We start from the raw sequence: 24968 nt of genomic DNA on the forward strand, positions 1-24968 counted from the left end.
AATGAAACCTTATATTGTTTTAATAACTATTATTTTTAGCTTATTTGCTGTGAATGCACAAGTGTCTCTAGATGAATTATTAAAAACTAATAATATTAATCCTGTAGCATATATTTCGATTGAAGAATTACGGAATATACAATTGAGTGATAGTATCCTTATTTTGGATAGTAGAGAAGCTTCAGAGTATAATGTAAGTCATATTGAATCAGCGAAATTTGTAGGATTTAACAAATTCTCTAAAAAATATTTTGATGCACAGGTTTCAGATAAAGACACACCAATCGTTGTATATTGTTCCGTAGGTATTCGTTCAGATAGAATTAGTAAGAAACTTCAAAAGATGGGGTATACGAATGTTAAGAATTTGTACGGAGGTATTTTTGAATGGAAAAATAAAGGGTTTCCAATACTCGATTCTACAAATAGAGAAACAGAAAACATCCATGTTTATTCAAAAATATGGAGTAAATGGTCGCTTAAAGGAGTGAAGGTATATGAATGATTGTTTGCTTATTATTTTTACAAGGAATCCAGAATTAGGAAAAGTTAAAACACGCCTAGCTAAGACTATTGGAGATACACCTGCTTTAGAAATTTATACGTTTTTATTGAAACATACTTTTAATATTACTACTCAATTAGCAGTTACAAAACAAGTACATTATTCGGTTAAAATTCGAGAAAATGATCTCTGGGATTCTAAGGTATATATTAAAAAACAACAATTTGGAGATGATTTAGGTTTGCGGATGATGCATGCATTTCAGCAAGGTTTTAAGGAAGGGTTTAAAAAAATAATCATCATAGGAAGTGATATGTATGATCTTTCTCAAAGCGATATTGAAAATGCCTTTTCAGAATTAAAAAAGCATAACTTTGTTTTAGGGCCAGCCGAAGATGGAGGGTATTATCTTTTAGGAATGAAACAATTAAAAACATCCATATTTCGGCATAAAAATTGGGGATCAGATTCAGTATTAAAAGATACTTTGGTTAATTTAAAAGATGAATCTGTAAAATTGTTGCCCATACGAAATGATATCGATATTTATGATGATATTAAAGATGTTGAGGTATTTCAAGATTTTATAAATAATAGTGAGATAAAAAAACAAGCATGATAAAATATATTCAAGAATCAGTTGATTATTTATTGAAAAGAGGATTTGAGTCACCCGAAATAGGTATTGTCTTAGGTACAGGATTAGGATTATTAATAGATCACGTAACGATCGAAAGTGAAGTTAGCTATAATCATATTCCTAATTTTCCAACGGCAACTGTAGAGTTTCATAAAGGGAAATTAATTTATGGAACACTTTCAGGAAAAAAAGTGGTGATCATGCAAGGACGTTTTCATTTGTATGAAGGCTATAGTCTAACAGATGTTACTTTTCCAATTCGTGTGATGCATCAATTAGGAATTAAAAAATTACTAGTAAGTAATGCTTCAGGAGCGATAAATACTTCTTATAAAAAGGGAGAAATTATGTTGATCGATGATCATATTAACCTACAAGGAGGTTCTCCATTAGCATTTAAAGGGGTGGAAAAAATGGGCGAACGTTTTGTAGATATGAGTGCTCCATATAATGCTGAAATGAATGCAAAAATTGAACAGATTGCAACAGATAATAATATAAATATTCACAAAGGTGTGTATGCAAGTGTGGTTGGACCACAATTAGAAACACGTGCCGAATATCGATATTTATCAATTATTGGAGCCGATGCTGTTGGAATGAGTACCGTACCTGAAATAATCGTTGCCAATCATCTAGATATTCCTGTTTCTGCGGTTTCAGTTATAACTGATGAATGCGATCCAGATAATTTAGCGCCCGTCAATATAGAAGAAATAATTGCCATGGCAGGAAAAGCAGAGCCCGATATGATTACCATTTTTTCAGCATTAATAAAAACGTTATAGTTAAGTGATAATTGTTATCCTCATAAAATTGTAAAGACCTTACTTTTAATGCGACAAAAATATTTTACAAAACACATAATTTGAATACATGAGTTATTTAGAAACGACACACGATATATATAAAGAAGCAGCCTTAACACCTGATGTGGGACTTTGTTGTACCACTAATCCTATTTGGGAATTACCGGGTCTAAAAATTCCTAAAATTATGCAGGAAATGAATTATGGTTGTGGAAGTACTGTAAATTCTAGAGATCTCACCAATAATCCTAAAACCCTTTATGTAGGAGTTGGTGGAGGAATGGAACTGTTGCAATTTGCCTACTTCTCAAGACAAAAAGGGAGTGTAATTGGTATTGATGTTGTTGATGAAATGCTGGAAGCTTCAAGGAAAAATTTTGAAGAAGCGGAGGCATTAAACCCTTGGTTTAAAAGTGAATTTGTAGATTTAAAAAAAGGAGATGCCCTACACCTTCCAGTGGAAGATAATAGTATTGATGTAGCGGCACAAAATTGTTTGTTCAATATATTTAAAGCTGAAGATTTAAAAAAAGCAATTGAAGAAATGTACCGTGTATTAAAACCTCATGGACGATTAGTGATGAGTGATCCTACTTGTGAACAGCCCATGAATGATGCATTAAGAGATGATGCGCGCCTAAGAGCTTTATGTTTAAGTGGTAGCTTACCTATTGCTGAATATGTAAAGGCTTTAACCGATGTTGGTTTTGGAACTATTGAAATTAGAGCTCGTAAACCGTATCGTATTTTAGACCCAAAAAATTACCCAACAGATGAATTAATTTATATTGAAAGTATAGAAATTGCTGCCATTAAAGATCCTATGCCTGAAGATGGTCCTTGTATTTTTACAGGAAAAGCAGCTATTTATTTTGGTGATGATGAATACCTTGATGATAAAAAAGGGCATATATTATTAAAAAATCAACCCATAGCTATTTGCGATAAAACTGCAGGTGATATAGCTTCTTTAAACCGAGATGATATATTTATTAGTGAATCTACTTATCATTATGATGGTGGAGGTTGTTGCTAAAAATTAAATTTAAGCCATCATTTTACGACTTAATAACCTATAATGAAAAAAATGAATTTTATGAGTTTTAGTGTTTTGATGGTATCTGCAATAATGGTTTTGAATTCTTGTGATGCTTCTAAAAAAGTGGTGAATGAACCAATTGCTGAGGTTGTAGCAGTAGAAGAGGTTGTAAATGAAACTGAAACAGATTCAGTCTCTGCTATTAAGATTATTACTGAAACTGAAGTCGTAATTCAAAATGATACTATTTCAGAAACAGAGGTAATTACTGAAACCACACAAACTGAGATATTCGACCATACAATTTGGAATGACCTTCTTAATAAACACGTTTCAGAAAAAGGAAATGTAAACTATAAAGGGTTTAAAAGTGACTATTCAATTTTAAAAAACTATTTAATTTCTCTTTCGGAAAAAACCCCAGATGATACCTGGTCTAAAGAAGATAAATTAGCCTATTGGATCAATGCTTATAATGCATATACTGTACAATTAATTGTCGATAGATATCCTTTGAAAAGCATTAAGGATATTGAAAGCCCTTGGGATTTTAGATTTATTAAACTAGGCGAAAAATGGTTTACACTAAACGACATCGAACATAAAATTTTACGAAAAATGGACGATCCTAGGGTTCACTTCGGAATTGTTTGCGCCTCTTTTTCATGTCCTAAATTACAGAATGAAGCATTTGTTGCAGCAACAGTTAATGCTCAACTCGATGCTGCAACAAAAGAGTTTTTAAGTGATTCAACCCGAAATAATCTGAGTGAAAATTCAATTCAATTGTCTAAAATTTTCAAATGGTTTTCAAAAGATTTTAAAAAGGAGGGAAGCTTAATTGATTTTTTAAATAAATATTCAGAAATTACCATTTCTCAAAACGCAAAAAAGTCGTTTAAAGAGTATATTTGGGATTTAAATGAATAAAATTTCTATTATTATTCCTATACTTAATGAAGCAAATAACATCGTTAGTTTGCTCCAATACCTTATAGATAATTCTTCTAAAAAAAATGTTTCAGAAATTATTGTTGTGGATGGTGGTAGTGTAGATCAATCATTGCAAATAGCTTCAACTTTTTCAGAAAAACATGAAAATATAGTAGTTATTTCTTCAGAAAAAGGAAGAGCAAAACAAATGAATTTTGGAAGTCTAAAAGCTACCGGAACTATTTTTTATTTTTTACATGCAGATAGCTTTCCTCCAAATAATTTTGATGCATTTATAATTGAAGAAATTGAAAAGGGAAATTTAGCAGGTTGTTTTAAAATGAAATTTGATCATCAACATTGGTGGTTGCGATTGGCATCCTGGCTTACCCAATTTAGATGGAGAGCATGTAGGGGAGGTGATCAATCTCAATTTATTACAAAAAATTTATTTGAAGAAATAGGAGGTTATAACGAAGATTTCACCATTTATGAAGACAATATATTGATTAATGAACTTTATAAAAGAAAACAATTTACCGTCATTCAAGAGTGGTTAACAACCTCTGCAAGGTTATATGAAGAAAAAGGAATATGTAAATTACAATATCATTTTTGGACGATTTATGTAAAGAGATGGATGGGTGCTAGTGCAGACAACTTATATGCTTATTATAAAAAGCATATAGCTTCTTAATATTTTTTGTAATATTCTCGGATGATTGCTTCCACAGGTTTATTTTGAGGTGTAAACATGAAATTATCAGTTCCACCTACTTTATCATGGTTTATAAACCATTTCCAGATATATCCACCTGCAAACCAAGGTTCATGCCATACTTCTTCGAAAAGTGCCTGTGTGGTATTGTTTTGTGCTTCTAGATTTACCTTGTTCATACTGCGATCACTCACCCAAGGTTCCTTTCCTGAATAATCTACACTTCGATATCCAAATTCCGTAAATAATATTTTCTTTTCTGTAGTTTCAGCTAGCTCAATCATTTCTCTTTTCCAAGGCAACCATGCATTTCGAGATTCTTCAATCGAAGGAGTTTTATTTTCAGAAATTGGAAAGTAAGCATCAACACCAATATAATCTAAATCATTCCAAAACGGAACCCGTTTATATTCATCCCAATTAGCGGCATACGTTAATTTTCCTTTATAAATAGCTCGAACCTCTTTAATTAAACCATTCCAAAATTGTGGGCGGTGCTTAATAAATTGTTCTAATTCAGTGCCGATACAAAAAAGCATCACATTGGTGTCTTGGGCTAATTGTGCATACTCTAATATAAATGCTTTATAGGTTTCTTCTAGCAGTTTCCAGTCTTCTTCTGAATTCATTTTTAAATAGCCAGTAAATTCTCCATGATAAATCCAAATTTGAGGTTTTATCATTACTTGAATCTTGTTTTTATGGAGTAGTTCAATATATTGTTTTGCACCTATTAAAGTTTCACCAAACCATTGTCGTTCACTGTTATAAATAAGTTCGGGATGTGTTGTGTTTTTTATAAACCCAAAAGGCATGATTGAAGCATGATTTGCATTTAACTGAAGGAGTGGGTGAATATTTTCTTGTTGAGCTTCTTGTGGAGAAGCTACAAAGCTCACTCCATTAATTTTTTTATTAGTTTGAGCACAACTAATAAAAAGAAAAGAAGTGATGAATAAGAAACTTAACTGTATTGCTCGTTTCATATTTGAGTTTGATTAAAGCTCAAATTACAAATATTTTTAGGGAAGTAAATTCATCTTAACAAAATTGTAAGAAATAAAAAGGGGAAATTCTTAATCTGATAAATTTAAAGGCTCAAAATTAGTAGATAAATAATTAAGCAAAGGTTTTTGAAATAAAACATCTCTGCCTATTAAAAATTTAATGTATGCTTTATAAAGTTCATGTTCAAATTTATATATTTCAATCTTTTTTTTGTGTTGAAGCATTTTTAAATTCAATAAAAGTAAGGGAGAAACCCCTTCCATACTTTGATAGTTTTTTAACAAGGAAGTGACACTACTTTCCTCATTTTGTTTGGCTAGCGTTTGGTAGTTTGTAATGGCTAATTTAAAAGAGCTGACAGCAAATCTTCGATTTAAACTATTTTTTTGTGTAAGTAGTGCAATTTTGCTTTCTTCGCTCAGTTTTTCGTAATAAAAATCTCCTTTCTTTTGTCTTGCTTCACCAAAAAACGGAATATTAATTCCAATACCTATCGAGAAATTTTCATCAAAAAGAAAGCTTCTTTTTCCACCATATTTTGCTTGTACATAATCTAATACTAATTTAGATTCTGCAACTTCCATTTTCATTTCATTTTCTAAATTATTTAATTTTAATTTTTGAAGAGAAATAACAAGGTTTTCATTTGAATTGGTATCAGAAAGATTGGTTTCAATAATTTGTTGCGCAGTGATGAAATCATCTGTAATTATTTTGAAAGATTCATTTTCAGCATTTAATAATTCATTAATTAGTGCCTGTTGATTTAACTTTTTTTCTTTAAGATTTATAAGCTTTAAATTAGTCTCTAATAATTCGTCTTCGGCATCAATCAAATCTTTAACATCAAAATTTGTGTGATACACATTTTTACTTAAAATAGTTAGTTTGTCTCTTAACTGTAGTTGTTTTTCTTCAAATAGATCAATGGATTTATCTGTAAATATATACTCAATGAGTAACAAGTATCTTTTTTCAAGGTCTTCATTAAAACTTAATTGAGTTTCAATTTCATATTCTGAAATTCTATCGGTATACATTTTTTTTTGACGTGAAATAGCTTCAAGGCTATTGGGCTTAATTCTTAAAGCATATTCTTGTCTTTTTAATAATAGATCTCTAGATTCAGTTCTAAACTGTACACTTTTTAATAAAGGAGAATTATAATGATAATCGTTTAATGAAGAAACATTTTTAGCGTCTAATTTGAATTGATTAGAATCTTTAACTGCTCGTAAATAATCGGAAATTGATACCGTATTCTGTGCTTTTAAAGAAGGAATAAAACTTCCTATTAATAGTAAGAGTATAAATTTATTTTTTTGGAGTTTTAGTAGCAGAGATAGAAACATAGCGAGTCGTATAGTTTTAATCTTTTAAGTTTAAAATCACTTTCTCCTTTTGAAGAAATGGATTGTCTGGAGGTATTTCAATTATAATTTCTCTTCCAAAAGTTTTTAATTCTTTTATTTTACGGAGTCTTGGTGGAATTTCAACAATACGTGAACCCAATGTTTTAACAACCCCAGTGTTTTGAATATCGGGACGTGAGCTTGAAAAGATATCTATGGTATCGTTTATGTTAATTCTGAGTATAAGATCTTCGTGAATATAGCCAATTACTAATGTTGGGCTTTCTTCGTAAAAAGTAATTAGAGTAGCAAATGAAGGTATTTTTTCTCCTTCTTTACAATGTACATTTCCTATTAATCCATCTGTAGGAGCAGTGATGATTTGCTTTTCTTTTTTTTCTTGGAAATATTCTAATTCACCTTCAAGACTTTTTATTTGGGACAAAAGAGGGTTATTACTTGCAAAACGTTCACTTTTTAAGTTGTTAATTTCGGTGGTAATGATATTTCTAGTGAAATTTAATTCTTCTTTTAACGCATCAATCTTTAAAAAAATTGGGTTTTTAATATTTCCTTCATCAGAAGTTACATTTTCAATACTTTGAATGCTTTCTGCTAATTTTTTGTTTTGATCTATTTCTGCATTGTATTGATCAATTTGAGATTGGATTTTACTCGTCTTTTCATTTAATTCAATATTATATTGACTAATTCTCCAGTCTAAGTCAGTTTTCCAAAGGCTATATTTGGTTTGCAATTCTTCAATGCTATATTCTGTATTACTTATTTTTATAGGTAAACTAGAGGATAAAACATCTAAAAGCACAGTTCCTTTTTTCACCTTTTGACCTGTAGTTACATTTATGTTTTTTACTTCAACTGAATTCTCCATACTAATTTCAGTTTCTTTGTTTTCAGCAAAACCATAAAAAGTTACAGAGTTATCTATTTTTACATTTAAGGAAATCAGTAAAATGATAAAAACTGAAAAGGCGGCGATATAGATAAGATTAAATTTTTTCATGATCGTCTCTAAAGTTAATTCTTACATTAAATATCCCATGTTCTTGTAACAACGTATTGACCATCTGTGTTGACTTATGTTTACTATCAATATTTATTTTATATTCAAAAACAACCATTTGTATAATTTCACCGCTCTTTTTTTTGTTATTAATTCTATATTTTGATAGGCTTACTTTTTTGCAATAGCTTTCTAATATTTCAATAATTCTATCCCCCATATTGCCTTCTAAAAGATTGGCATTTGAGATTTCAAATTGAAGCGTACCGATAATATGATCATTTTTACTTAGCGGAGAAAAATGAATAACGGTGACTACTAAACAAAACCCTAATGTTCCAACCACAGCTATAGCTATTCCATAGACTCCCGCCGCAATTCCTACGGAAATAGAGGTAAACATAAAAACCATGTTTCTAGGGTTTCTTAGTGTAGTTCGAAATCGTATTATTGCCAAGGCGCCTAACATCCCTAGTCCACGAGCTAAGCTATCTCCAATAGCCTGCATTACGGTTGCTACTGGGATTGAAATTAAAATTAAAGATTGAATAAAATGTTGAGGTCTTTCTATTTCTCGAGAGGTCCTTTCATAGGTTAAAGCAATTAAAGAGGAAAGTACAAAAGAAACTAATGCAATAACGATAATATTGACAATACTTGAGCCTTCTAGATTATTAGTTAGGCTGGATAAATCGAACATAAATAGTAATGTTTTTAGTAAAACTGTTATAAAATTAAAGAATTATTTATTGAAAAAATAAACTTCTCTTCCTAAAACATCATGGATACCAATAATAAATAATTTATTTCACAATTAACTTTTCAGTATGAACAATTGTGTTTTCATCTGTTGTAATTTTCAAAATATATAATCCAGAAGTCAAGTTTCCTTTTTCAAGAGTAAAAATATTTGAATTAGATTCCATTTGAATTATTTCTCTTCCTAAAAGATCATAAACAGCTAATTTTAATTGTGAAACACTATTGGTAACCATAATTGTAGTTACAGTATTCATCGGGTTAGGAAAAATAGTTACTTCTATATTATTGAAGTCATCTACTCCAAGATTACAATCTGAATTAGTCTCACCTGGTGTTCCATGTTCAGATCCCACTGAAGCACATGCTTGCCAATTTTCAGGCAACGCATTATCTAAATTAGGATTAATAAGCTCTAAGGAAGGTCCATTACCATCTGCTTCAATTGGCCAAGGATCTACATCATCATATTCAACAAAATCAACCAATATTCCTGAGTTGTCAAATAAACGAATTAATTCTCCTCCTCCGCCTAATCCAAAACTTAAATCCCCTAATACTGGGCTTACAGCTGGGAATAAAGCTTGAAAATCGACTAAGCTTCTAACAAGTACTAAATAAGAATCTGGTTGCATGATGGTTCCATTTGGAATCACAAATTCATTAAGATCATCACTATCTTTAAATACCCAATTTGAAATATCTATTGCTGAAGAACCATTGTTATAAAGTTCTACCCAGTCTTTTACTTCAAAATCTAAAGCATCTTTATAGTTAATCTCGTTTATAACAATATCATTCCCTCCACTAGGGGCGAAAACAGCTTTAATATTATCGCTTTGCGTTAGTAATAAACTAATATCTGTAAGACTGTTGTCGGGTACAGTATGATTATCAATTTCCCAATGATCAAAAACATAATTTGGATTACTTTGAACCGCTTTAATTAGCATATCAACTCCTCCATGATATTGTCCTGTCCAAGGATATTCATCATTTTCAATTGTGATAGAATTAAATTTAATTTGACCTGCAAATTCAGGCTCTATTTCAAGGGTTACATCATAAGGGCCTGTTAGATTATAGCAAGTGTTTAATCCTTCTGGGAGGTATTCATTTCTATCGCCTATAAAATCTTTTATTTTTTGAACATTTCCTTGCCATTGATCCATATTTCCTCCCCATCTAGAAAAATGTTGAGGCATTTCTGGAATCAAAGAATTTTCTATTCCTTCTAACACACCGATCATTTCTTCTTCTTGGAAAGCGGTATTCATCAAGTCCATATAACGTGTGATATAGTATTGAGTAAATTCATCATTTTCTAGAAGATTATTTAATAAAACGATATGTTCTTCAGGGTCTAAATAAATACCTTCAGGATAACAAGGTTCTGCATCTGCATTTTCATTAGGTACGTTTGTATAGTTTATATAATGATTAAAAGTGGCGTCTTCATCCCACAATACATAGCCCCATTTCAGGTGCTCTCCTTCTTGATCTAAACCTCTCCACCAAGATGTATTCCAGTTAATCCAGTCGGTACAAACAACATACGAATTGATTAAAATATAATCAACAAGACTTGTTACATCAATTTCATTTGCTACATATTCGTAATGAGTTTGATTTGATAAATCATTGTTTTTAGCATAGTCATGAATCGTATTCCAGTCAGTAAATGCCTGAGAACCCCCATATTGAGCCCAAGTACCACCCCAATTCATTAAGTATTGAGTATTGTATTTATCTTGACCATAATAATAATTTGTATAATCAGCGTCACTTACTTTTTCTCGTATGGAATATACACCCCAAAATTGACCGTTTGCATACACAGCAGTACGTTCTCCTCTTCTCATGTCGACATTAAGATTGTTTTTATTTGCTAATTTTTGAATAAAAACATCTCGCATATGAGCACTACTATCTATTCCTGGATAATTGTCATCACCAGAAGCTCTAATTATTATTTTTTGATAACTTTCACGCTCAGATAAACTCATTAATTTTTCATTAATCGCATCGTGATATCCCATTTCGTCTCGCGCAATATAATCGAAACTTCTTTGGTCAAATTGCCAGGAATCTTGCCCATGTTTATTGTATTCTCCATATCCAAAATCTTTTCTTTCGCCATCTGTGTCAAAATATTCAATAGTACCATGTGGCCTAAGATTAATATTTCCATTTAATAAAACGGTAAGCTCATTAGCGGAAGTTGATAAAACAGGTAATGTGTGTTCTACATTAATAAAAAAGGTATTAAAAGTGATAAAACTTGGTAAAATTTCAGAATCTGGAGAAATTACTATTGCTTTTACAATTTGTGTATTATCTATTGTTAACGGTCCAGTATATAATGGGTCACCTCCATTAGGAATGTTTCCGTTTGTTGTATACCTGATAAATGAATTTGGTTCACTTGTTGTTATTTCCAAAGTTTGAGTCCCCAAATAAAACCCTGCGTCTAAACTCATTTCTGGAGTTGATGCATAGGAAGTGAAATTTGAACCGTTATTTGAATTCCCTAACGATGGGCTTAAGAAAATCTTCCAAGTTGAAGATCCATTCGGGTATCTACCCATTGAATGTTCTACTTGTGTTTTCTGTAATTCGAAATCATTAATTATAGTCCCATTAGTATCTGAAAAAACAACATGATCAGGATTATTTTTAGTCTGTTTTAATTTAAAATTAGTGTGATGATTATTGCCTAAAGACTCATCCCTTCCTGAACACCAAAACACTAGATATCCATTGGCAGGAATAACTAGTCCACTTGGGATAGCCCATTTTGTAGGGTCATCGGACGAATCACTTAAATAATATCCAGATAAATTTACGCTTGTATTTCCAGTATTAAAAAGTTCTATCCAATCTTCCTGACTATCGTAATTATCAACATAATTAGATAAGTTTGATGCGGAATATTCATTGATAATTACTTGACCCATCATAGGACTAAATAAAAATAACAACAAAATAATAGTAATACTTTTTTTCATAACAGTTCGTTTTAAATAAATAATTATCTCATTAGAGTTTTGGGTTTTTCATTCCAAAAAGCGTATAAATTATAAATAATTTGCAGCTAATATCCCAAAATAACACCTATAAATCATAAAAATATAAGAAATATTAGAGTATTCTTATAAAAGTGTACATGTAGTATAACAATTTTGATTAGAAATACCCTAATTTTTAACCATATATAAAATAATAATTTGTTTTAACAGGAAGGAAAAAAATTACATTTTTTGAATACTTACATCTAACATAATATTTAAATTCATTCTAAACTATTCACTCCTTAGATATGTATTACCTTTAAATTCGACAGACAAACAAGACAATTTTATTTATGGAGCACATTGTTATAATTGGTAACGGAATTTCTGGAGTAACAACCGCAAGACATATCCGAAAATTTTCTGACCATAAAATCACAATCATTTCTGCGGAAACCGAATTCTTTTTCTCTAGAACTGCTTTAATGTATGTGTATATGGGGCATATGAAATTTGAACATACACAGCCTTATGAAAATTGGTTTTGGAAAAAAAACAGAATAGAACTTAAAAAAGGTTTTGTTAAGGAAATAGACCCTAAAAACAAAGAGTTAATTTTTTCTAATGAAGAAAAAATGACTTATGATAGTTTAGTAATTGCAACGGGAAGTAAACCGAATAAATTTGGTTGGCCAGGACAAGACTTAGGAGGCGTTATGGGAATGTATCATAAACAAGACCTTGAAAACCTTGAAAAATTTGCGCCAAATAACAAAGAGTGTCAGAGAGCAGTCATTGTTGGCGGTGGGTTGATAGGAATTGAATTAGCCGAAATGCTAAGAAGTAGAGATATTCCTGTTACTTTTTTAGTCCGTGAAAATAGCTTTTGGAATGGTGTATTGCCTTTAGGTGAAAGCCAAATGATTAACAGGCATATTAAAGAACATCATATCGATCTTCGATTAGGAGTTAATCTTAAGGAGATTATTTCTGATGCTAAAGGAAATGTAAAAGCAATTGAAATTCAAGAAACAGGTGAAATTATAAAATGCAACGTAGTAGGATTAACAGCTGGCGTTTCACCTAATATAGATTTTTTAAAAAATTCTGGAATAGAATTGGGTAGAGGAGTTAAAGTAAATCGTTTTTTAGAAACAAATATCAACGATGTATATGCTATTGGTGATTGCGCAGAACAGCATGAAGCAATTGATCAACGAAGACCTATTGAAGCTGTATGGTATACAGGAAGAATGATGGGAGAAGCCTTGGCACAAACACTATGTGGAAATAAAACTGAATATAAACCAGGACATTGGTTTAACTCTGCCAAGTTTTTAGATATCGAATATCAAACGTATGGTTGGGTTTGGGCACAACCCAAAGAAAATGAAGCTCGTTTTTATTGGGAGCATCAGGATGGAAAAAAATGTATTCATATTAATTATGATAAAAACACAGGAGCGTTTATAGGCATTAATACCTTCGGAGTTAGAATGCGACATGACTTTTTTGATCGGGTTTTAACCGAAAATAGAAGTATTGAATATGTTTTAGAGCATTTGTCTGACGCTAATTTTGATCCTGAATTTTACACGCTTCATGAAAAAGAAATTATAACAAAATTTAATACAGAAAATAATTCAAACATTCAATTGAAGAAAAAAAGTTGGAAACGAATTTTTAGTACAAAAGCATAATATGAAAAAGATTCAAAAAATAGGATTAGGCATATTCTTGATAGGGTTATCAATTTTCACAGCACTTGTATTTTTAGGAAAATATGAAGTTACACCAAGTAATTTCAAGACATTTATTTCTAGTAAAGGAATTTCAAGCGAACTATTTATTTCAGAAATGGAATCAAAAATAGTAGGCAAAGAATTTTCTGGACCTATGTCTATTTCTTCAGAAATAATAGCTATTGTAAAAAAATCCAATAAAATTCACGAAGAAAAACAAGAATGGGGCAAAAAAATATGGGACAAACCACATAGTTTTTCATACCAATTATTGAAAGCATCTGGAAAAGGTTTTGTAAAAGAAAATAACGGTTTATTATGGTGGTTAACTTTTGGCCTAGGAATTTTAGGAGCATTACTATTTATAATACCTAATGTAATTTTATTAGGACCTGAAGGAATAAAAAATAATGGAATTTATCATAGTAACGCGACCAATCGTGGTTGGATTGGTTGGTCTGTTTTTGTCTATTTAGTGGGGTTCTATTTATTGCTTTATTTTCTTCCAGATTATATTGTTAATTGGACTTATATTCTAGATCCAATAAGTGAAAGTTTAAGCGGTAATCCAGCAAGTCAGTGGTTTTTATATGGTTTTTTGTATTGTACTGTAATGATGGTGATGGCGGTGAGAATGTATATTAAATACCGCCATAATAAATACCAAATATTAAGAACAACCTCAGTTGTATTCTTTCAAATAGTATTTGCCTTTCTAATTCCTGAGATTTTAGTACGATTCGAAAAACCATGGTACGATTTTAAAAATGCCTTTCCTTTAGACTATGATTTTTTCTATAGTTGGAGCTTAGATGAATTAATAGCTAGTGGAGGATTAGGATTATTTATTCTTATCTGGGGTATTGTTTTAACAGTAGTGGTTGTTCCTGTTATGGTTTATTTCTTCGGAAAAAGATGGTATTGTTCATGGGTTTGTGGTTGTGGAGGATTAGCTGAAACATTAGGAGATCCTTACCGACAACTTTCAGATAAATCATTAAAGTCATGGAAACTGGAACGTTGGTTGGTACATGGAGTATTGGTATTTGCCTTAGTTATGACAGCAATAACATTATACGCTTATTTCTCTGGGGCGGAAGGAGTGTTAGGTCTTAAAACGCAAACCATTCAAGATATTTATGGATTATTAATAGGCTCCATCTTCGCCGGGGTTATTGGTACAGGATTTTATCCAATTTTTGGAAATCGTGTGTGGTGTCGTTTTGGATGTCCGCTAGCAGCCTATTTGGGAATAGTTCAACGTTTTAAATCTCGTTTTAGAATTACAACCAATGGAGGACAATGTATTTCATGCGGAAACTGTTCCACTTACTGTGAAATGGGAATCGATGTGAGAGCTTATGCTCAAAAAGGTGAAAACATCGTACGTTCCAGTTGTGTTGGTTGTGGTATTTGTTCTGCTGTGTGCCCAAGAGGTGTGTTAAAACTCGAAAATGGTCCAGAAAATGGAAGAATTAATCCAACCGATGTATTGTTAGGAAATGATGTCGATTTAATGACATTAGTAAATATCAAAAGAAAGTAAAGTACAGATATATAAATCAGTTGTATTTTTGTTGAAAGATTTCAAATGCCCGAAATAAAAGTAATTATTCCTGCGTATAATGAAGAAGCATCTATTGCTCATGTAATTAATGATATTCCAAATAGTGTTTCTGAAGTTATTGTAATCAGTAATAATTCCACAGACACAACTGAAGCAGTAGCAAAAAATGCTGGTGCTACTGTTCTTTCAGAAAAAAGAAAAGGATATGGTTACGCATGCTTAAAGGGAATGGAATATATTGCTTCACAGACTACTAAAACAGATATCGTAGTTTTTTTAGACGGTGATTATAGTGATTATCCTGAAGAAATAACAAAAATAGTTGCTCCCATACTAGAAGATAATTACGATTTTGTGGTAGGAGCAAGAGTCGCTGAAACAAGAGAAAAAGGGTCAATGACAGTGCCTCAATTATTCGGTAATTGGTTAGCAACTTCCCTTATGCGATTATTTTTCAAATCAAAATTTACAGATTTGGGCCCGTTTAGAGCTATTAAGTATGAAAAACTTTTAGCGCTAAACATGGAGGATAAAACCTATGGATGGACAGTAGAAATGCAACTAAAAGTACTTAAGCGGAAATATACGTATCTTGAAGTGCCCGTAAATTATAGAAATAGAATAGGTGTGTCAAAAGTTTCAGGGACGATAAAAGGTGCTATATTTGCAGGCTTTAAAATACTAGGCTGGATATTTAAATATTCATTTAAAAAATGATTCTAGAATATATTATTATTACTCTTTATTCGATTGCTCTCATACTAATTTTCATGTATGCTTTAGCGCAATTAAATCTGCTCCTTAATTACATCAGTAATAAAAAGAAAAAAGACGATAGTGTAAAGTATGATTTGTCAAATCCAGATGAAATTCCATTTGTAACTATTCAGTTACCGGTTTATAACGAACTTTATGTTATGGATCGTTTGTTGAAAAATATTGCTAAAATTGAGTACCCTAATGACAAACTTGAAATTCAAGTGTTGGATGACTCTACAGACGAATCACTTGCTTCAACTGCACAGCAAATTTCTGAGCTTCAAAAAACAGGCCTAGATATTCAACACATTACAAGAGATAATCGTGAAGGATTTAAAGCAGGAGCCTTAAAAGAAGGATTAAAGAATGCTAAAGGAGAATATATAGCCATTTTTGATGCTGATTTCCTACCAAAACCCTGTTGGTTAAAAAGCACAATTCCCTATTTTAAAGACTCTGAAATTGGCGTGGTACAAACACGTTGGAGCCATATTAATAGAGATTATTCAATTTTAACCAGAATTCAAGCTTTTGCATTAGATGCCCATTTTACTTTAGAGCAAGTTGGTCGAAATAGCAAAGGGCACTTTATCAATTTTAACGGTACCGCAGGTGTTTGGAGAAAAGAATGTATTATCGATGCCGGAAATTGGGAAGGAGATACACTCACCGAAGATTTAGATTTAAGTTATAGAGCCCAATTAAAACAATGGAAATTTAAATATTTAGAAGAAGTTGAAACTCCAGCCGAGCTTCCTGTAGTTATAAGTGCTGCAAGAACTCAACAATTTCGTTGGAATAAAGGAGGTGCTGAAAATTTCAGAAAAATGGCAGGAAGAGTCATAAGAAGTAAAGACCTGTCTTTTAAAACAAAGGTTCATGGCTTACTACATTTACTTAATAGCACCATGTTTTTAAGCATCTTTACAGTAGCTGTTTTAAGTATTCCAATGTTGTACATTAAAAATGAATATGCTCATTTAAAATTATATTTTATTGTAATGAGCTTCTTTGTAATAAGTACTCTTATATTTTTTATCTGTTATTGGTTTATGTACAAAAGTGTTTATGGAGGAGGTTATAAACAGTTCTTTGAATACATTGGTATGTTTTTTGTTTTCTTTTCAATTGCTATGGGATTCTCTCTTCACAACTCAATTGCTGTCTTAGAAGGTCATTTTGGTAAGAAAAGTGAATTTGTTCGTACCCCTAAATTTAATATTAATTCACTAAAAGATAGTTGGAAAGGCAATAAGTACATTCGCAAAAAAATATCCCCAAACGTAATAATTGAAGGCGTATTAATGCTTTATTTTGGATTTGGAATGTACAGTGCGTTTGTTGTTGGAGATCAAGGAGGAGATTTTGGACTGTTCCCTTTTCACCTCATGTTATTTATTGGCTTTGGTTATGTGTTTTTTAAATCTCTAAGTTCTAAAGTTTAGTTTTTTTAGAAAGTAACATCAAGCTCAAGAATTTCTTCGCCTCTTTTTACACTTACTTTGGTAGAAGACCCCTTTTCAAATTTTCCAAGAGATTTCATATAACTCATCATATCTACAACATCAAATTCTCCCATTTTAACAACAATATCCCCTTTTTTCATTCCTGCATTTTGTGCTGGACGATCTTCACTTACACCATCAATACGCATTCCTTCGCCATTAAATAAATAATCAGGAACCACTCCTAACGTAACTTTGAACGCCGGAACTTCTTCACTTTCGTTTTTAGTTTTTTTGAAAGTAATTTTAGAATCGTCATTTAAATCGGTTATTACAGAAAGAATGTATTGTTTAATTAGTTCCATTCCTTCATAATTTAATTTTTCAGTATCATCGCCTGGTTTATGGTAATCTTCATGTTGCCCTGTGAAAAAATGAAGTACGGGTAAATCCATTAAATAGAAAGAAGTATGATCACTTGGTCCAACACCCGATTCATGTTCAGCAATATTTAAGGAGCCTTTATTTGCAAATAAAGTTTGCTTAAAGATTGGAGAAGTACCCACTCCATGAACCGCGATTGTATTTTCTTTATTCAATCTCCCCACCATGTCCATATTGATCATATAGTTTACTTTCTTTAAATCGATGGTTGGATTTTTAGTGTAATAATTAGAACCTAAAAGTCCAATTTCTTCACCAGAAAAAGCAATGAATAAATAGTTATTGTTTGTGTTTATACTTTTTAATTCTTTAACTAAATTTAGCATCACAGCTATTCCACTAGCATTATCATCTGCTCCATTATGAATTTCTGGTGTTTCCCCACGAAAAAGAGAACCTTCTCCTCCCATACCCAAATGGTCGTAATGTGCTCCAATAACAATAGTATTTTCAGCATTGTGATTTAAATATCCAACCACATTGGTTCCAGTGATCGTTCCATCTTCACTTTTATTTACATAGGCTACATTCCCATGAGGGTCACTTTTATCTGTAAATGAAAATTCTTGAAAATATGCCTCCGTACCTCTAGGTTCTATCCCTAAATCCTTAAACCGTTTAGCAATATAATTTGCAGCCATCATTTCATACGAAGTTCCAGTTTGCCTTCCTTGTAGACTGTCAGAAGCTAAATAAGAAACGTCATCTTTCATGGAAACTTCCACAGCTTGTTCTTTTTTACATGAAATAAATAGAATGGAAATTAAAAGAAAATATAGGACTTTCATCTTGAGTGATTTTAAATAAAATTAAAGATTAAAATTAATCTCTTTAAGAGATTGTTTATTTTAGCACAAAATTAGCTTAAATATGAAATTCATCCCAATATTATTAGTCTTTTTATCTATAACTTCTTGTAAAGAGAACAACTCAGATACAAATATAATTCCAAAAGAGGTGTCTGAAGAAACTGTAGAATTATCTAAAGATACTTTAATTTATCCTGAAGAAGTTCATTTTAAATCTATTCAGCAGGTAACTTTTGGAGGCGATAATGCGGAAGCATATTGGAGTTTTGATGATAAGCAATTAGTATTTCAATCTAATTTTAAAGATTGGGGTGTTGGATGTGATCAAATGTTTTTAATGAATAAAGGCGAGGTTTTTAATGGAAACCAACCGCCAATGATAAGCACTGGAAAAGGACGTACGACTTGTGCTTACTTTTTACCAGATAACCAACATATTGTATATGCTTCCACACACTTAGTGGATGAGAATTGTCCCGAAGTACCCCTTCGAGAAAATGGTAAATATGTATGGCCAGTATATGATTCATTCGATATTTTTGTGGCTGATTTAGAAGGAAATATAACTGCTCAACTTACCTCAGAACCCGGTTATGATGCAGAAGCGACTGTTTCCCCAAAAGGTGATAAAATTGTGTTTACTTCAACACGTAGTGGCGATTTAGAATTGTATACCATGAATATTGATGGTAGTGATGTAAAACAAATCACAGATGAATTAGGATATGATGGTGGAGCTTTCTTTTCACCTGATGGGACCAAATTAATATTCCGATCTTCTCGTCCTAAAACAGAAAAAGATATTAAAGCCTACAAAGATCTATTAGCAAATGGATTGGTTGAACCTACCGATATGGAATTATACATTTGTAATGCAGATGGAAGTGATTTGCGTCAATTAACAAATCTTGGAAATGCAAACTGGAGCCCATTTTTTCATCCTTCAGGGGATAAAATTTTATTCTCATCAAATTTTGAGGCTGAAAGAGGATTTCCATTTAATTTATACTTGATTGATTTAGATGGTAAAAATCTAAAACGTATTACCCATGGTGAAACTTTTGATGCGTTCCCCGTGTTTTCAAATGATGGAAAATATTTAGCTTTTTCTTCCAATAGAAATAATGGTGGAGGTAGAGATACCAATTTATTTATTGCTGAATGGCAAGATTAAGAGATTGTCTGGTTGAGCGCAGTCGAAACCTATTGAAATTAAGTAAACATTTTAGTTATCGACTGCGCTCGAATTGACAGTAGAATGTATTTTTGATATATTTTCTTGTAATTAGTGTCTATTTTTATAGACCTATTGTTTTAAAATAAATTGCAAAATAATTAAAAGTATGAGCCTATTTAATCTGTATAGAAATCCGCTGCTTTTTGTTGTCTTTACTTCATTTTTCTACCTGAGTTTTGCTTACGATCTAGAACGAACTGATTTTATAAAGCTGATATCACTTTATACAACCTTGTTTTTTTTATTTTATAAAAAAGTCCAAATTTTTAAAACTAATTTTTGGTTATTAGCGGGTCTTGGTATTTTTTTTAGGTTATTATTCATTACAAGTATTCCCAATCTTTCACAAGATTTTTATCGCTTTTTATGGGATGGTAGGTTAGTATTTCAAGGTATTAATCCTTATCTCATTAGCCCAGAAATGTATCTCTCAAACGGCAATCTAGTCGTTGCTCAAGCACAATTATTGTATGAAGGAATGGGCGCTTTAAATGGCAGTCATTTTAGTAATTATCCCCCTGTAAATCAATTGTTGTTTAGTATCGCTGCTTTGTTTTCTGGGAAAAGTATATTAGGTTCGGTTGTAGTTTTAAGAATTATAATCATACTAGCAGATATTGGTGTTTTATTCTTCGGAAGAAAATTATTAAAACAACTCAATCTAGATGAAAGCAATATATTTTGGTATTTCCTAAATCCATTTATTATTATAGAGCTTACTGGAAACCTACATTTTGAAGGAGTTATGTTGTTCTTTATAATAGCGAGTCTATATTATCTATACAAAAGAAAATGGATCATAGCTGCTATTTTATTGGGGCTTTCAGTTTCAGTTAAGCTTATCCCATTGCTATTTTTGCCGCTGTTATTTCAATGGTTTATGAAAAACAAATCTTCCGCTAGGGTAGGATTCTCAAAATTAGTTCGATTTTACTTGCTCACATTAGCTTCTATAATTTTAAGTTTTGCTCCTTTTTATTCCAATGAATTTTTAATCAATTTCACGAATACGATAGGCTTATGGTTTCAGGATTTCGAATTTAATGCAAGTGTTTATTATATTATTCGTTGGATAGGATTTAAAGCAGTGGGCTGGAATCTGATTGAATCTGTTGGAAAAATCCTTCCTTTGGTGATTATAGTTTTTATTTTAATCATCACTTTTTTCAGAAAAAATAACAAACTGAAACAATTAATCACAGCATTTTTAATAGCAATCTCTTTTTACTTTTTGCTCTCTACAACGGTGCATCCATGGTACGTAGCAACTCCATTACTATTGTCTGTTTTTACTACATATAGATTTCCTTTGGTTTGGAGTTTTGTAGTGATATTAAGCTATTCGGCCTATGGTTCTGAAGGCTTTTCAGAAAACCTATGGTTCATTGCTTTAGAATATAGTGCGGTGATTGGATTCTTTTTGTGGGAGGTATTTCTAAAGGATAAGCATCAGAAAATAACAACTAAATAATCTCCATTTTCTTTAATAGAAATGAAGCGTTCATGTTTTGACAAATACCTGTCTTGAAAGTATAGTCAAAATGTAATTCATCGTTGATGATTTCAGCATCAAAATAATAATTCTTGACTTGTTCCAGTGTTGTGGAAATTTCACATAAACTCAAATCGTGAGTAGCTATAATACCTGTAGCGTTAGAAGCAACTAATTTTTCAACAAATTTTCGTGAACCAATCGCTTTATCAGTACTGTTAGTTCCTTTTAATATTTCATCTAAAATGATAAAGTATTTCTCACTTTTAATTTGTTCAATGATATATTTTAAACGCTTTAATTCTGAAAAGAAATACGACTCATCATCTGTTAAGGAATCACTAGTGCGCATACTTGTGATTAATTGTATTGGACTATATTTCACTTCTTTTGCGCAAATAGGAAGCCCTGTGTTTGCCATAATTATTGCTAAGGAAACCGTACGTAAAAAAGTACTTTTTCCAGCCATATTGGCTCCCGTTATGATGAAAAATTCATCATTTTTTATCGCTAAATCATTATCAATTCTCTTGGTTGAAAGTATTAAAGGATGCCCTAAACCTGAAGTTTCTAAGGTATGATTAGAATTTGTAATTGTTGGAAATGTATAGCTTGGATGATTAAATGAATAATTAGCTAATGAATTTTGAGCGTCGAAAAAAGCAATGACCTCAAACCATTTTTCGACCTTGTCTTTATAACTATCTATCCATTGTTCAAGTTGATAGCAATGGTATAAATCACGCAAAGCAAAAGCATTAGCGAAAATGCCAACTATCATATTATTACGTTGGTCAAAGGCATCTAATGTTTTTGAAAATTGAAGAAATATTTCTGAAGCTTTTTTAGATTCCGTTTTAATTTCTTCTTGTTTAGATTTTAATATGGTAGCCTTAAATTCTTGTGATTCAATAAGTGATAAAAGCTGATAATATTGTTTAAAAGTCTCTTTTGCTTTATTGGCATTTTGATAAAACGGATTGATCTTTTTAATATAGATTCCTGTAATTCCAATTCCAATAAAAAACCACAGTGTTGTGATTGAAAGAGGGACGAAATTAAAATAATTTAAGACAAGAATACAAAGAGAAATAACTGAAAATAAATGCGGAATAAAACGCATTGTAGCTGGAACAAATGCTTTGTGATTTTGTAACCAAAGAACTATTCTTTCGGCATCAACATTTACTTGTATTAAACTCCCAGTCGCAGAAAAATTTTGCCGCCATTTAGATTGTTCAGCAAGCTCTTTAATGCTGTCTTGTTTCTGCTGAATATCATAAATATTATTTGAAGTCAAAGTTGAAGCCAGCCATTTCTTTCCGGAGAGAAGAGTTGTTCTATTGAGGTATTGAAAAAAAGAACCTAGCCCAAATAAGTCTACATCATAACTAAACTCATGCGAAGGATCTTGAAATTCAGTGCCTGTTTCTAACTCAGATACATTACCATTAATAACATTAATTTCACGCTGATTAATATAAATAAGAGATTCAGCTTTTCGCTTTTTATGTTTTAAATCTGAATGAATTGAAACTAAAAAGAAAAATAAAATGATTCCAACTATAAGAATTGGAACCATAATTTTTGTGCTATCAGAAAAATAATAAGCGCCATAGATAGTCGCAAGAAAAATAACCAATCTAATGATACTAAGATTGATTAATTTCCTTTTGAATCGTGCTAATTCACTTTCAAAAATTTGCTTTTCTTGGGTATAGAACTGTAAAGGTGAATTCATTTAAATTACAATACTAAATTATAACATGTTTATAGTATTTAACTCTTGCTCGGTTAGGTTACGCCATCTACCACGTGGTAAGTCTTTTTTGGTTAAAGGTCCAATAGTAACACAATCCACAACGACAACATTATAGTTGAGGCTTTCAAAAATGTTTCTAATAACGCTATTACCGGTATGCTTAATTTTTAATCCAATTTCTTTTTTAGGAGAATTTTCAACATAACTAATGTCATCAATCGATATCGTTTTTCCTTCTAATTTGATGCCTTCTTTTATCTTAATAAGATCAGCTTGCTTAAGGTTTTTATCTAATACGACATGAAATAAACGAGAAACACCTTTGCGGGTGAATTTCTGCATAAACTCATCATCATTAGTAAATAGTAATAATCCAGTTGCATTACGCCCCAATCTTCCAATAGGATTGATACGACCAGCGGAAGCGTTGCTAACTAAATCCATTACAGTATTTCCTTTACTTTCACTTATAGTTGTAGCAAATCCTTTAGGCTTATTTAATAAAACATAGGCTTTAGGTTCAGGATTGATCCGTCTTCCATCAAAAGTAACTTCATCTGTAAGCTTCACTTTAAACCCCATTTCATTAATAATCTTACCATTTACAGTAACACTACCTACTTGAATGTACATGTCGGCTTCTCTACGAGAACAGACACCAGAATTTGATATGTATTTATTTAATCGGATACCATCAGTAGCACTTTTAGGGGCAACTTTTGGTTTTTTTGTAGTATTTTTTTCTTTCGCCTTAGTATCATCTTTTTTCCACCTTCCTTTTCCTGCGTCTTTACCTTGTGGGTTTCTGCCTTTTCCTTTACCAGAATCTTTTCTATTTTTGCCTTGCTGCATTTTCAATTTAATTTTTTGCAAAGATAGATTTTAAAAAGATAAGTAACTAAGCATTAGGTAAAAGAAGCCTGAAAATATTCTACTGGCATTATACTATTCATTTTCAAAACTTAAAGTAGATTGTCGCTCCCTATTTACTATTAATTTAGTGACATCTGGTCTCGAATAATGACCCGCTGGATCAAAGTTTTGACGTTCTTCATATACCCGGTTAAAATCTAAAGAAAAATAGATGTTTCCTTCAGAATTTAATACAGGTTCAAGAATCCATTCTCCGTCGGGACCAGCAATACAACTTCCTCCATTCGCAAGAGTTTTTGGTGATTTTTCTAGTAATTGCTGAAGATAAGGTGTGTCTTGAGGGAAGTTTTCAATGCTCATTAATGAAGAAACTGAAATTACATAACTCCTAGATTCTCTTGCAATAAAACGAGTAATATCTTTTGTATTATGATCGCTTCCAGGCCATACGGCTATGTGTAAATTTTCACCCTGACCATACAGAGAAGCTCTTGGTAAGGGCATCCAATTCTCCCAACAATTTAAACCACCCACAGTAAATTGTTTTAATGGATGAACTTTAAGACCATTTCCATCTCCAGAAGACCATGTTAAGCGTTCATCATAGGTAGGTTGAAGTTTACGATGAACGGATTTAATTTCACCTTCTTGATTTATATAGACTAAAGAAGCATAAATGCTATGGCCACCTCGATCTAATGGCCGTTCAATAATGCCAAGATAAACAGCAATTTTATGTTTTTTTGAAAGTGCACATATCGATTTTAAATCACCTTTTTCTATGCAAACGGAATTTCTAAGGTAATGAGCATGTAATTCTTTGTTTACTTTTTTATTCCAAGCTGCACCATCAGTTAAAGCTAACCAAAATGGATATCCAGGAAGTAAGCCTTCCCCAAAAATGATTAATTCTGAATTATTCTTAGCAGCTTCTTCAATACAGTTCTCAATTTTCTGTAACGTTTTTTCTTTATTCAGCCAAACAGGTGCTATTTGAGCTAATGCAACATTAAGTAGATGATTATTTTCCATTGTTAAAT

Annotated in this window: 21 protein-coding genes; 12 read left to right on the top strand and 9 right to left on the bottom strand. The window is 31.5% G+C overall.

What is annotated here, in order from left to right:
• Position 1 precedes the first annotated feature (1 nt).
• From ABXT64_RS07010 to ABXT64_RS07035, 6 genes are all read left to right on the top strand, one after another.
• Positions 2–505 (top strand): rhodanese-like domain-containing protein, encoded by a 504-nt coding sequence (locus ABXT64_RS07010; RefSeq protein WP_443632220.1) that lies wholly within the window; start codon positions 2–4, stop codon positions 503–505.
• Entirely contained in the window at positions 498–1124 is a 627-nt protein-coding gene (locus ABXT64_RS07015) for a TIGR04282 family arsenosugar biosynthesis glycosyltransferase (RefSeq protein WP_443632221.1), read from the top strand. Before ABXT64_RS07010 ends, ABXT64_RS07015 begins: the two co-directional genes overlap by 8 nt.
• On the top strand, positions 1121–1933 hold the full coding sequence (locus tag ABXT64_RS07020) for a purine-nucleoside phosphorylase (protein WP_443632222.1): 813 nt from the start codon (positions 1121–1123) through the stop codon (positions 1931–1933). The genes ABXT64_RS07015 and ABXT64_RS07020 overlap by 4 nt, the downstream gene beginning before the upstream one ends.
• An 88-nt stretch (positions 1934–2021) precedes the next feature.
• Complete coding sequence (arsM, locus tag ABXT64_RS07025) at positions 2022–2990, top strand: arsenosugar biosynthesis arsenite methyltransferase ArsM (RefSeq protein WP_443632223.1); 969 nt, start codon at positions 2022–2024, stop codon at positions 2988–2990.
• 60 nt (positions 2991–3050) lie between these two features.
• Complete coding sequence (locus ABXT64_RS07030) at positions 3051–3923, top strand: DUF547 domain-containing protein (protein ID WP_443632224.1); 873 nt, start codon at positions 3051–3053, stop codon at positions 3921–3923.
• The gene (locus ABXT64_RS07035; RefSeq protein ID WP_443632225.1) at positions 3916–4623 is read left to right on the top strand and encodes a TIGR04283 family arsenosugar biosynthesis glycosyltransferase; all 708 of its coding nucleotides are present in this window, start codon (positions 3916–3918) and stop codon (positions 4621–4623) included. Before ABXT64_RS07030 ends, ABXT64_RS07035 begins: the two co-directional genes overlap by 8 nt.
• On the opposite strand, the gene ABXT64_RS07040 is transcribed toward ABXT64_RS07035, so the two are convergent.
• From ABXT64_RS07040 to ABXT64_RS07060, 5 genes are all read right to left on the bottom strand, one after another.
• On the bottom strand, positions 4620–5630 hold the full coding sequence (locus ABXT64_RS07040; protein ID WP_443632226.1) for a glycoside hydrolase family 113: 1011 nt from the start codon (positions 5628–5630) through the stop codon (positions 4620–4622). The two genes, ABXT64_RS07035 and ABXT64_RS07040, sit on opposite strands and share 4 nt — an antisense overlap.
• Before the next feature lie 90 nt (positions 5631–5720).
• The gene (locus ABXT64_RS07045) at positions 5721–7004 is read right to left on the bottom strand and encodes a hypothetical protein (protein ID WP_443632227.1); all 1284 of its coding nucleotides are present in this window, start codon (positions 7002–7004) and stop codon (positions 5721–5723) included.
• A 16-nt stretch (positions 7005–7020) separates the two neighbouring features.
• Positions 7021–8028: an HlyD family secretion protein gene (locus ABXT64_RS07050; RefSeq protein WP_443632228.1), complete on the bottom strand. Its 1008-nt coding sequence runs from the start codon at positions 8026–8028 to the stop codon at positions 7021–7023.
• Entirely contained in the window at positions 8015–8728 is a 714-nt protein-coding gene (locus tag ABXT64_RS07055; RefSeq protein WP_443632229.1) for a DUF4956 domain-containing protein, read from the bottom strand. Before ABXT64_RS07055 ends, ABXT64_RS07050 begins: the two co-directional genes overlap by 14 nt.
• Before the next feature lie 103 nt (positions 8729–8831).
• Positions 8832–11795, bottom strand: coding sequence for a lamin tail domain-containing protein (locus ABXT64_RS07060; protein WP_443632230.1), 2964 nt, complete (start codon positions 11793–11795; stop codon positions 8832–8834).
• 356 nt (positions 11796–12151) lie between these two features.
• Between ABXT64_RS07060 and ABXT64_RS07065 the strand changes: the two genes are divergently transcribed.
• From ABXT64_RS07065 to ABXT64_RS07080, 4 genes are read left to right on the top strand one after another with little or no spacing between them, the layout of a single operon-like run.
• On the top strand, positions 12152–13498 hold the full coding sequence (locus tag ABXT64_RS07065; RefSeq protein WP_443632231.1) for an NAD(P)/FAD-dependent oxidoreductase: 1347 nt from the start codon (positions 12152–12154) through the stop codon (positions 13496–13498).
• Position 13499: 1 nt separating this feature from the next.
• Positions 13500–15086, top strand: coding sequence for a 4Fe-4S binding protein (locus ABXT64_RS07070; RefSeq protein ID WP_443632232.1), 1587 nt, complete (start codon positions 13500–13502; stop codon positions 15084–15086).
• Positions 15087–15131: 45 nt separating this feature from the next.
• A complete protein-coding gene (locus ABXT64_RS07075) occupies positions 15132–15824 on the top strand; it encodes a glycosyltransferase family 2 protein (protein ID WP_443632233.1) in 693 nt (230 codons plus the stop codon).
• Positions 15821–17311 carry a cellulose synthase family protein gene (locus ABXT64_RS07080; RefSeq protein WP_443632234.1) on the top strand — a complete coding sequence of 497 codons (1491 nt, stop codon included), beginning with the start codon at positions 15821–15823 and terminating at the stop codon, positions 17309–17311. The genes ABXT64_RS07075 and ABXT64_RS07080 overlap by 4 nt, the downstream gene beginning before the upstream one ends.
• Before the next feature lie 5 nt (positions 17312–17316).
• Here ABXT64_RS07080 and ABXT64_RS07085 read toward each other — a convergent pair whose 3' ends face one another.
• A complete protein-coding gene (locus ABXT64_RS07085) occupies positions 17317–18543 on the bottom strand; it encodes a M28 family peptidase (protein ID WP_443632235.1) in 1227 nt (408 codons plus the stop codon).
• An 82-nt stretch (positions 18544–18625) separates the two neighbouring features.
• Here ABXT64_RS07085 and ABXT64_RS07090 point away from each other — a divergent pair, with 82 nt between their 5' ends.
• Both ABXT64_RS07090 and ABXT64_RS07095 read left to right on the top strand, forming a co-directional pair.
• On the top strand, positions 18626–19738 hold the full coding sequence (locus tag ABXT64_RS07090) for a TolB family protein (RefSeq protein ID WP_443632236.1): 1113 nt from the start codon (positions 18626–18628) through the stop codon (positions 19736–19738).
• 169 nt (positions 19739–19907) lie between these two features.
• Positions 19908–21272, top strand: coding sequence for a glycosyltransferase 87 family protein (locus tag ABXT64_RS07095; protein WP_443632237.1), 1365 nt, complete (start codon positions 19908–19910; stop codon positions 21270–21272).
• Here ABXT64_RS07095 and ABXT64_RS07100 read toward each other — a convergent pair.
• From ABXT64_RS07100 to ABXT64_RS07110, 3 genes are all read right to left on the bottom strand, one after another.
• The gene (locus ABXT64_RS07100) at positions 21265–23034 is read right to left on the bottom strand and encodes a MutS-related protein (protein ID WP_443632238.1); all 1770 of its coding nucleotides are present in this window, start codon (positions 23032–23034) and stop codon (positions 21265–21267) included. The two genes, ABXT64_RS07095 and ABXT64_RS07100, sit on opposite strands and share 8 nt — an antisense overlap.
• A gap of 18 nt (positions 23035–23052) precedes the next feature.
• Positions 23053–23907: a pseudouridine synthase gene (locus ABXT64_RS07105; RefSeq protein ID WP_443632239.1), complete on the bottom strand. Its 855-nt coding sequence runs from the start codon at positions 23905–23907 to the stop codon at positions 23053–23055.
• A 93-nt stretch (positions 23908–24000) separates the two neighbouring features.
• On the bottom strand, positions 24001–24960 hold the full coding sequence (locus tag ABXT64_RS07110) for a carbon-nitrogen hydrolase family protein (protein WP_443632240.1): 960 nt from the start codon (positions 24958–24960) through the stop codon (positions 24001–24003).
• Positions 24961–24968: the final 8 nt, after the last annotated feature.

The sequence above is a fragment of the Candidatus Marifrigoribacter sp. Uisw_064 genome, from assembly GCF_047730175.1.
In the GTDB taxonomy this organism is placed as follows: Bacteria; Bacteroidota; Bacteroidia; order Flavobacteriales; family Flavobacteriaceae; genus Marifrigoribacter.

Coding starts and splice junctions, on each gene's coding strand:
- ABXT64_RS07010 (WP_443632220.1), top strand. CDS start 2: ATGAAACCTTATATTGTTTTAATAACTATTATTTTTAGCTTATTTGCT.
- ABXT64_RS07015 (WP_443632221.1), top strand. CDS start 498: ATGAATGATTGTTTGCTTATTATTTTTACAAGGAATCCAGAATTAGGA.
- ABXT64_RS07020 (WP_443632222.1), top strand. CDS start 1,121: ATGATAAAATATATTCAAGAATCAGTTGATTATTTATTGAAAAGAGGA.
- arsM (WP_443632223.1), top strand. CDS start 2,022: ATGAGTTATTTAGAAACGACACACGATATATATAAAGAAGCAGCCTTA.
- ABXT64_RS07030 (WP_443632224.1), top strand. CDS start 3,051: ATGAGTTTTAGTGTTTTGATGGTATCTGCAATAATGGTTTTGAATTCT.
- ABXT64_RS07035 (WP_443632225.1), top strand. CDS start 3,916: ATGAATAAAATTTCTATTATTATTCCTATACTTAATGAAGCAAATAAC.
- ABXT64_RS07040 (WP_443632226.1), bottom strand. CDS start 5,630: ATGAAACGAGCAATACAGTTAAGTTTCTTATTCATCACTTCTTTTCTT.
- ABXT64_RS07045 (WP_443632227.1), bottom strand. CDS start 7,004: ATGTTTCTATCTCTGCTACTAAAACTCCAAAAAAATAAATTTATACTC.
- ABXT64_RS07050 (WP_443632228.1), bottom strand. CDS start 8,028: ATGAAAAAATTTAATCTTATCTATATCGCCGCCTTTTCAGTTTTTATC.
- ABXT64_RS07055 (WP_443632229.1), bottom strand. CDS start 8,728: ATGTTCGATTTATCCAGCCTAACTAATAATCTAGAAGGCTCAAGTATT.
- ABXT64_RS07060 (WP_443632230.1), bottom strand. CDS start 11,795: ATGAAAAAAAGTATTACTATTATTTTGTTGTTATTTTTATTTAGTCCT.
- ABXT64_RS07065 (WP_443632231.1), top strand. CDS start 12,152: ATGGAGCACATTGTTATAATTGGTAACGGAATTTCTGGAGTAACAACC.
- ABXT64_RS07070 (WP_443632232.1), top strand. CDS start 13,500: ATGAAAAAGATTCAAAAAATAGGATTAGGCATATTCTTGATAGGGTTA.
- ABXT64_RS07075 (WP_443632233.1), top strand. CDS start 15,132: ATGCCCGAAATAAAAGTAATTATTCCTGCGTATAATGAAGAAGCATCT.
- ABXT64_RS07080 (WP_443632234.1), top strand. CDS start 15,821: ATGATTCTAGAATATATTATTATTACTCTTTATTCGATTGCTCTCATA.
- ABXT64_RS07085 (WP_443632235.1), bottom strand. CDS start 18,543: ATGAAAGTCCTATATTTTCTTTTAATTTCCATTCTATTTATTTCATGT.
- ABXT64_RS07090 (WP_443632236.1), top strand. CDS start 18,626: ATGAAATTCATCCCAATATTATTAGTCTTTTTATCTATAACTTCTTGT.
- ABXT64_RS07095 (WP_443632237.1), top strand. CDS start 19,908: ATGAGCCTATTTAATCTGTATAGAAATCCGCTGCTTTTTGTTGTCTTT.
- ABXT64_RS07100 (WP_443632238.1), bottom strand. CDS start 23,034: ATGAATTCACCTTTACAGTTCTATACCCAAGAAAAGCAAATTTTTGAA.
- ABXT64_RS07105 (WP_443632239.1), bottom strand. CDS start 23,907: ATGCAGCAAGGCAAAAATAGAAAAGATTCTGGTAAAGGAAAAGGCAGA.
- ABXT64_RS07110 (WP_443632240.1), bottom strand. CDS start 24,960: ATGGAAAATAATCATCTACTTAATGTTGCATTAGCTCAAATAGCACCT.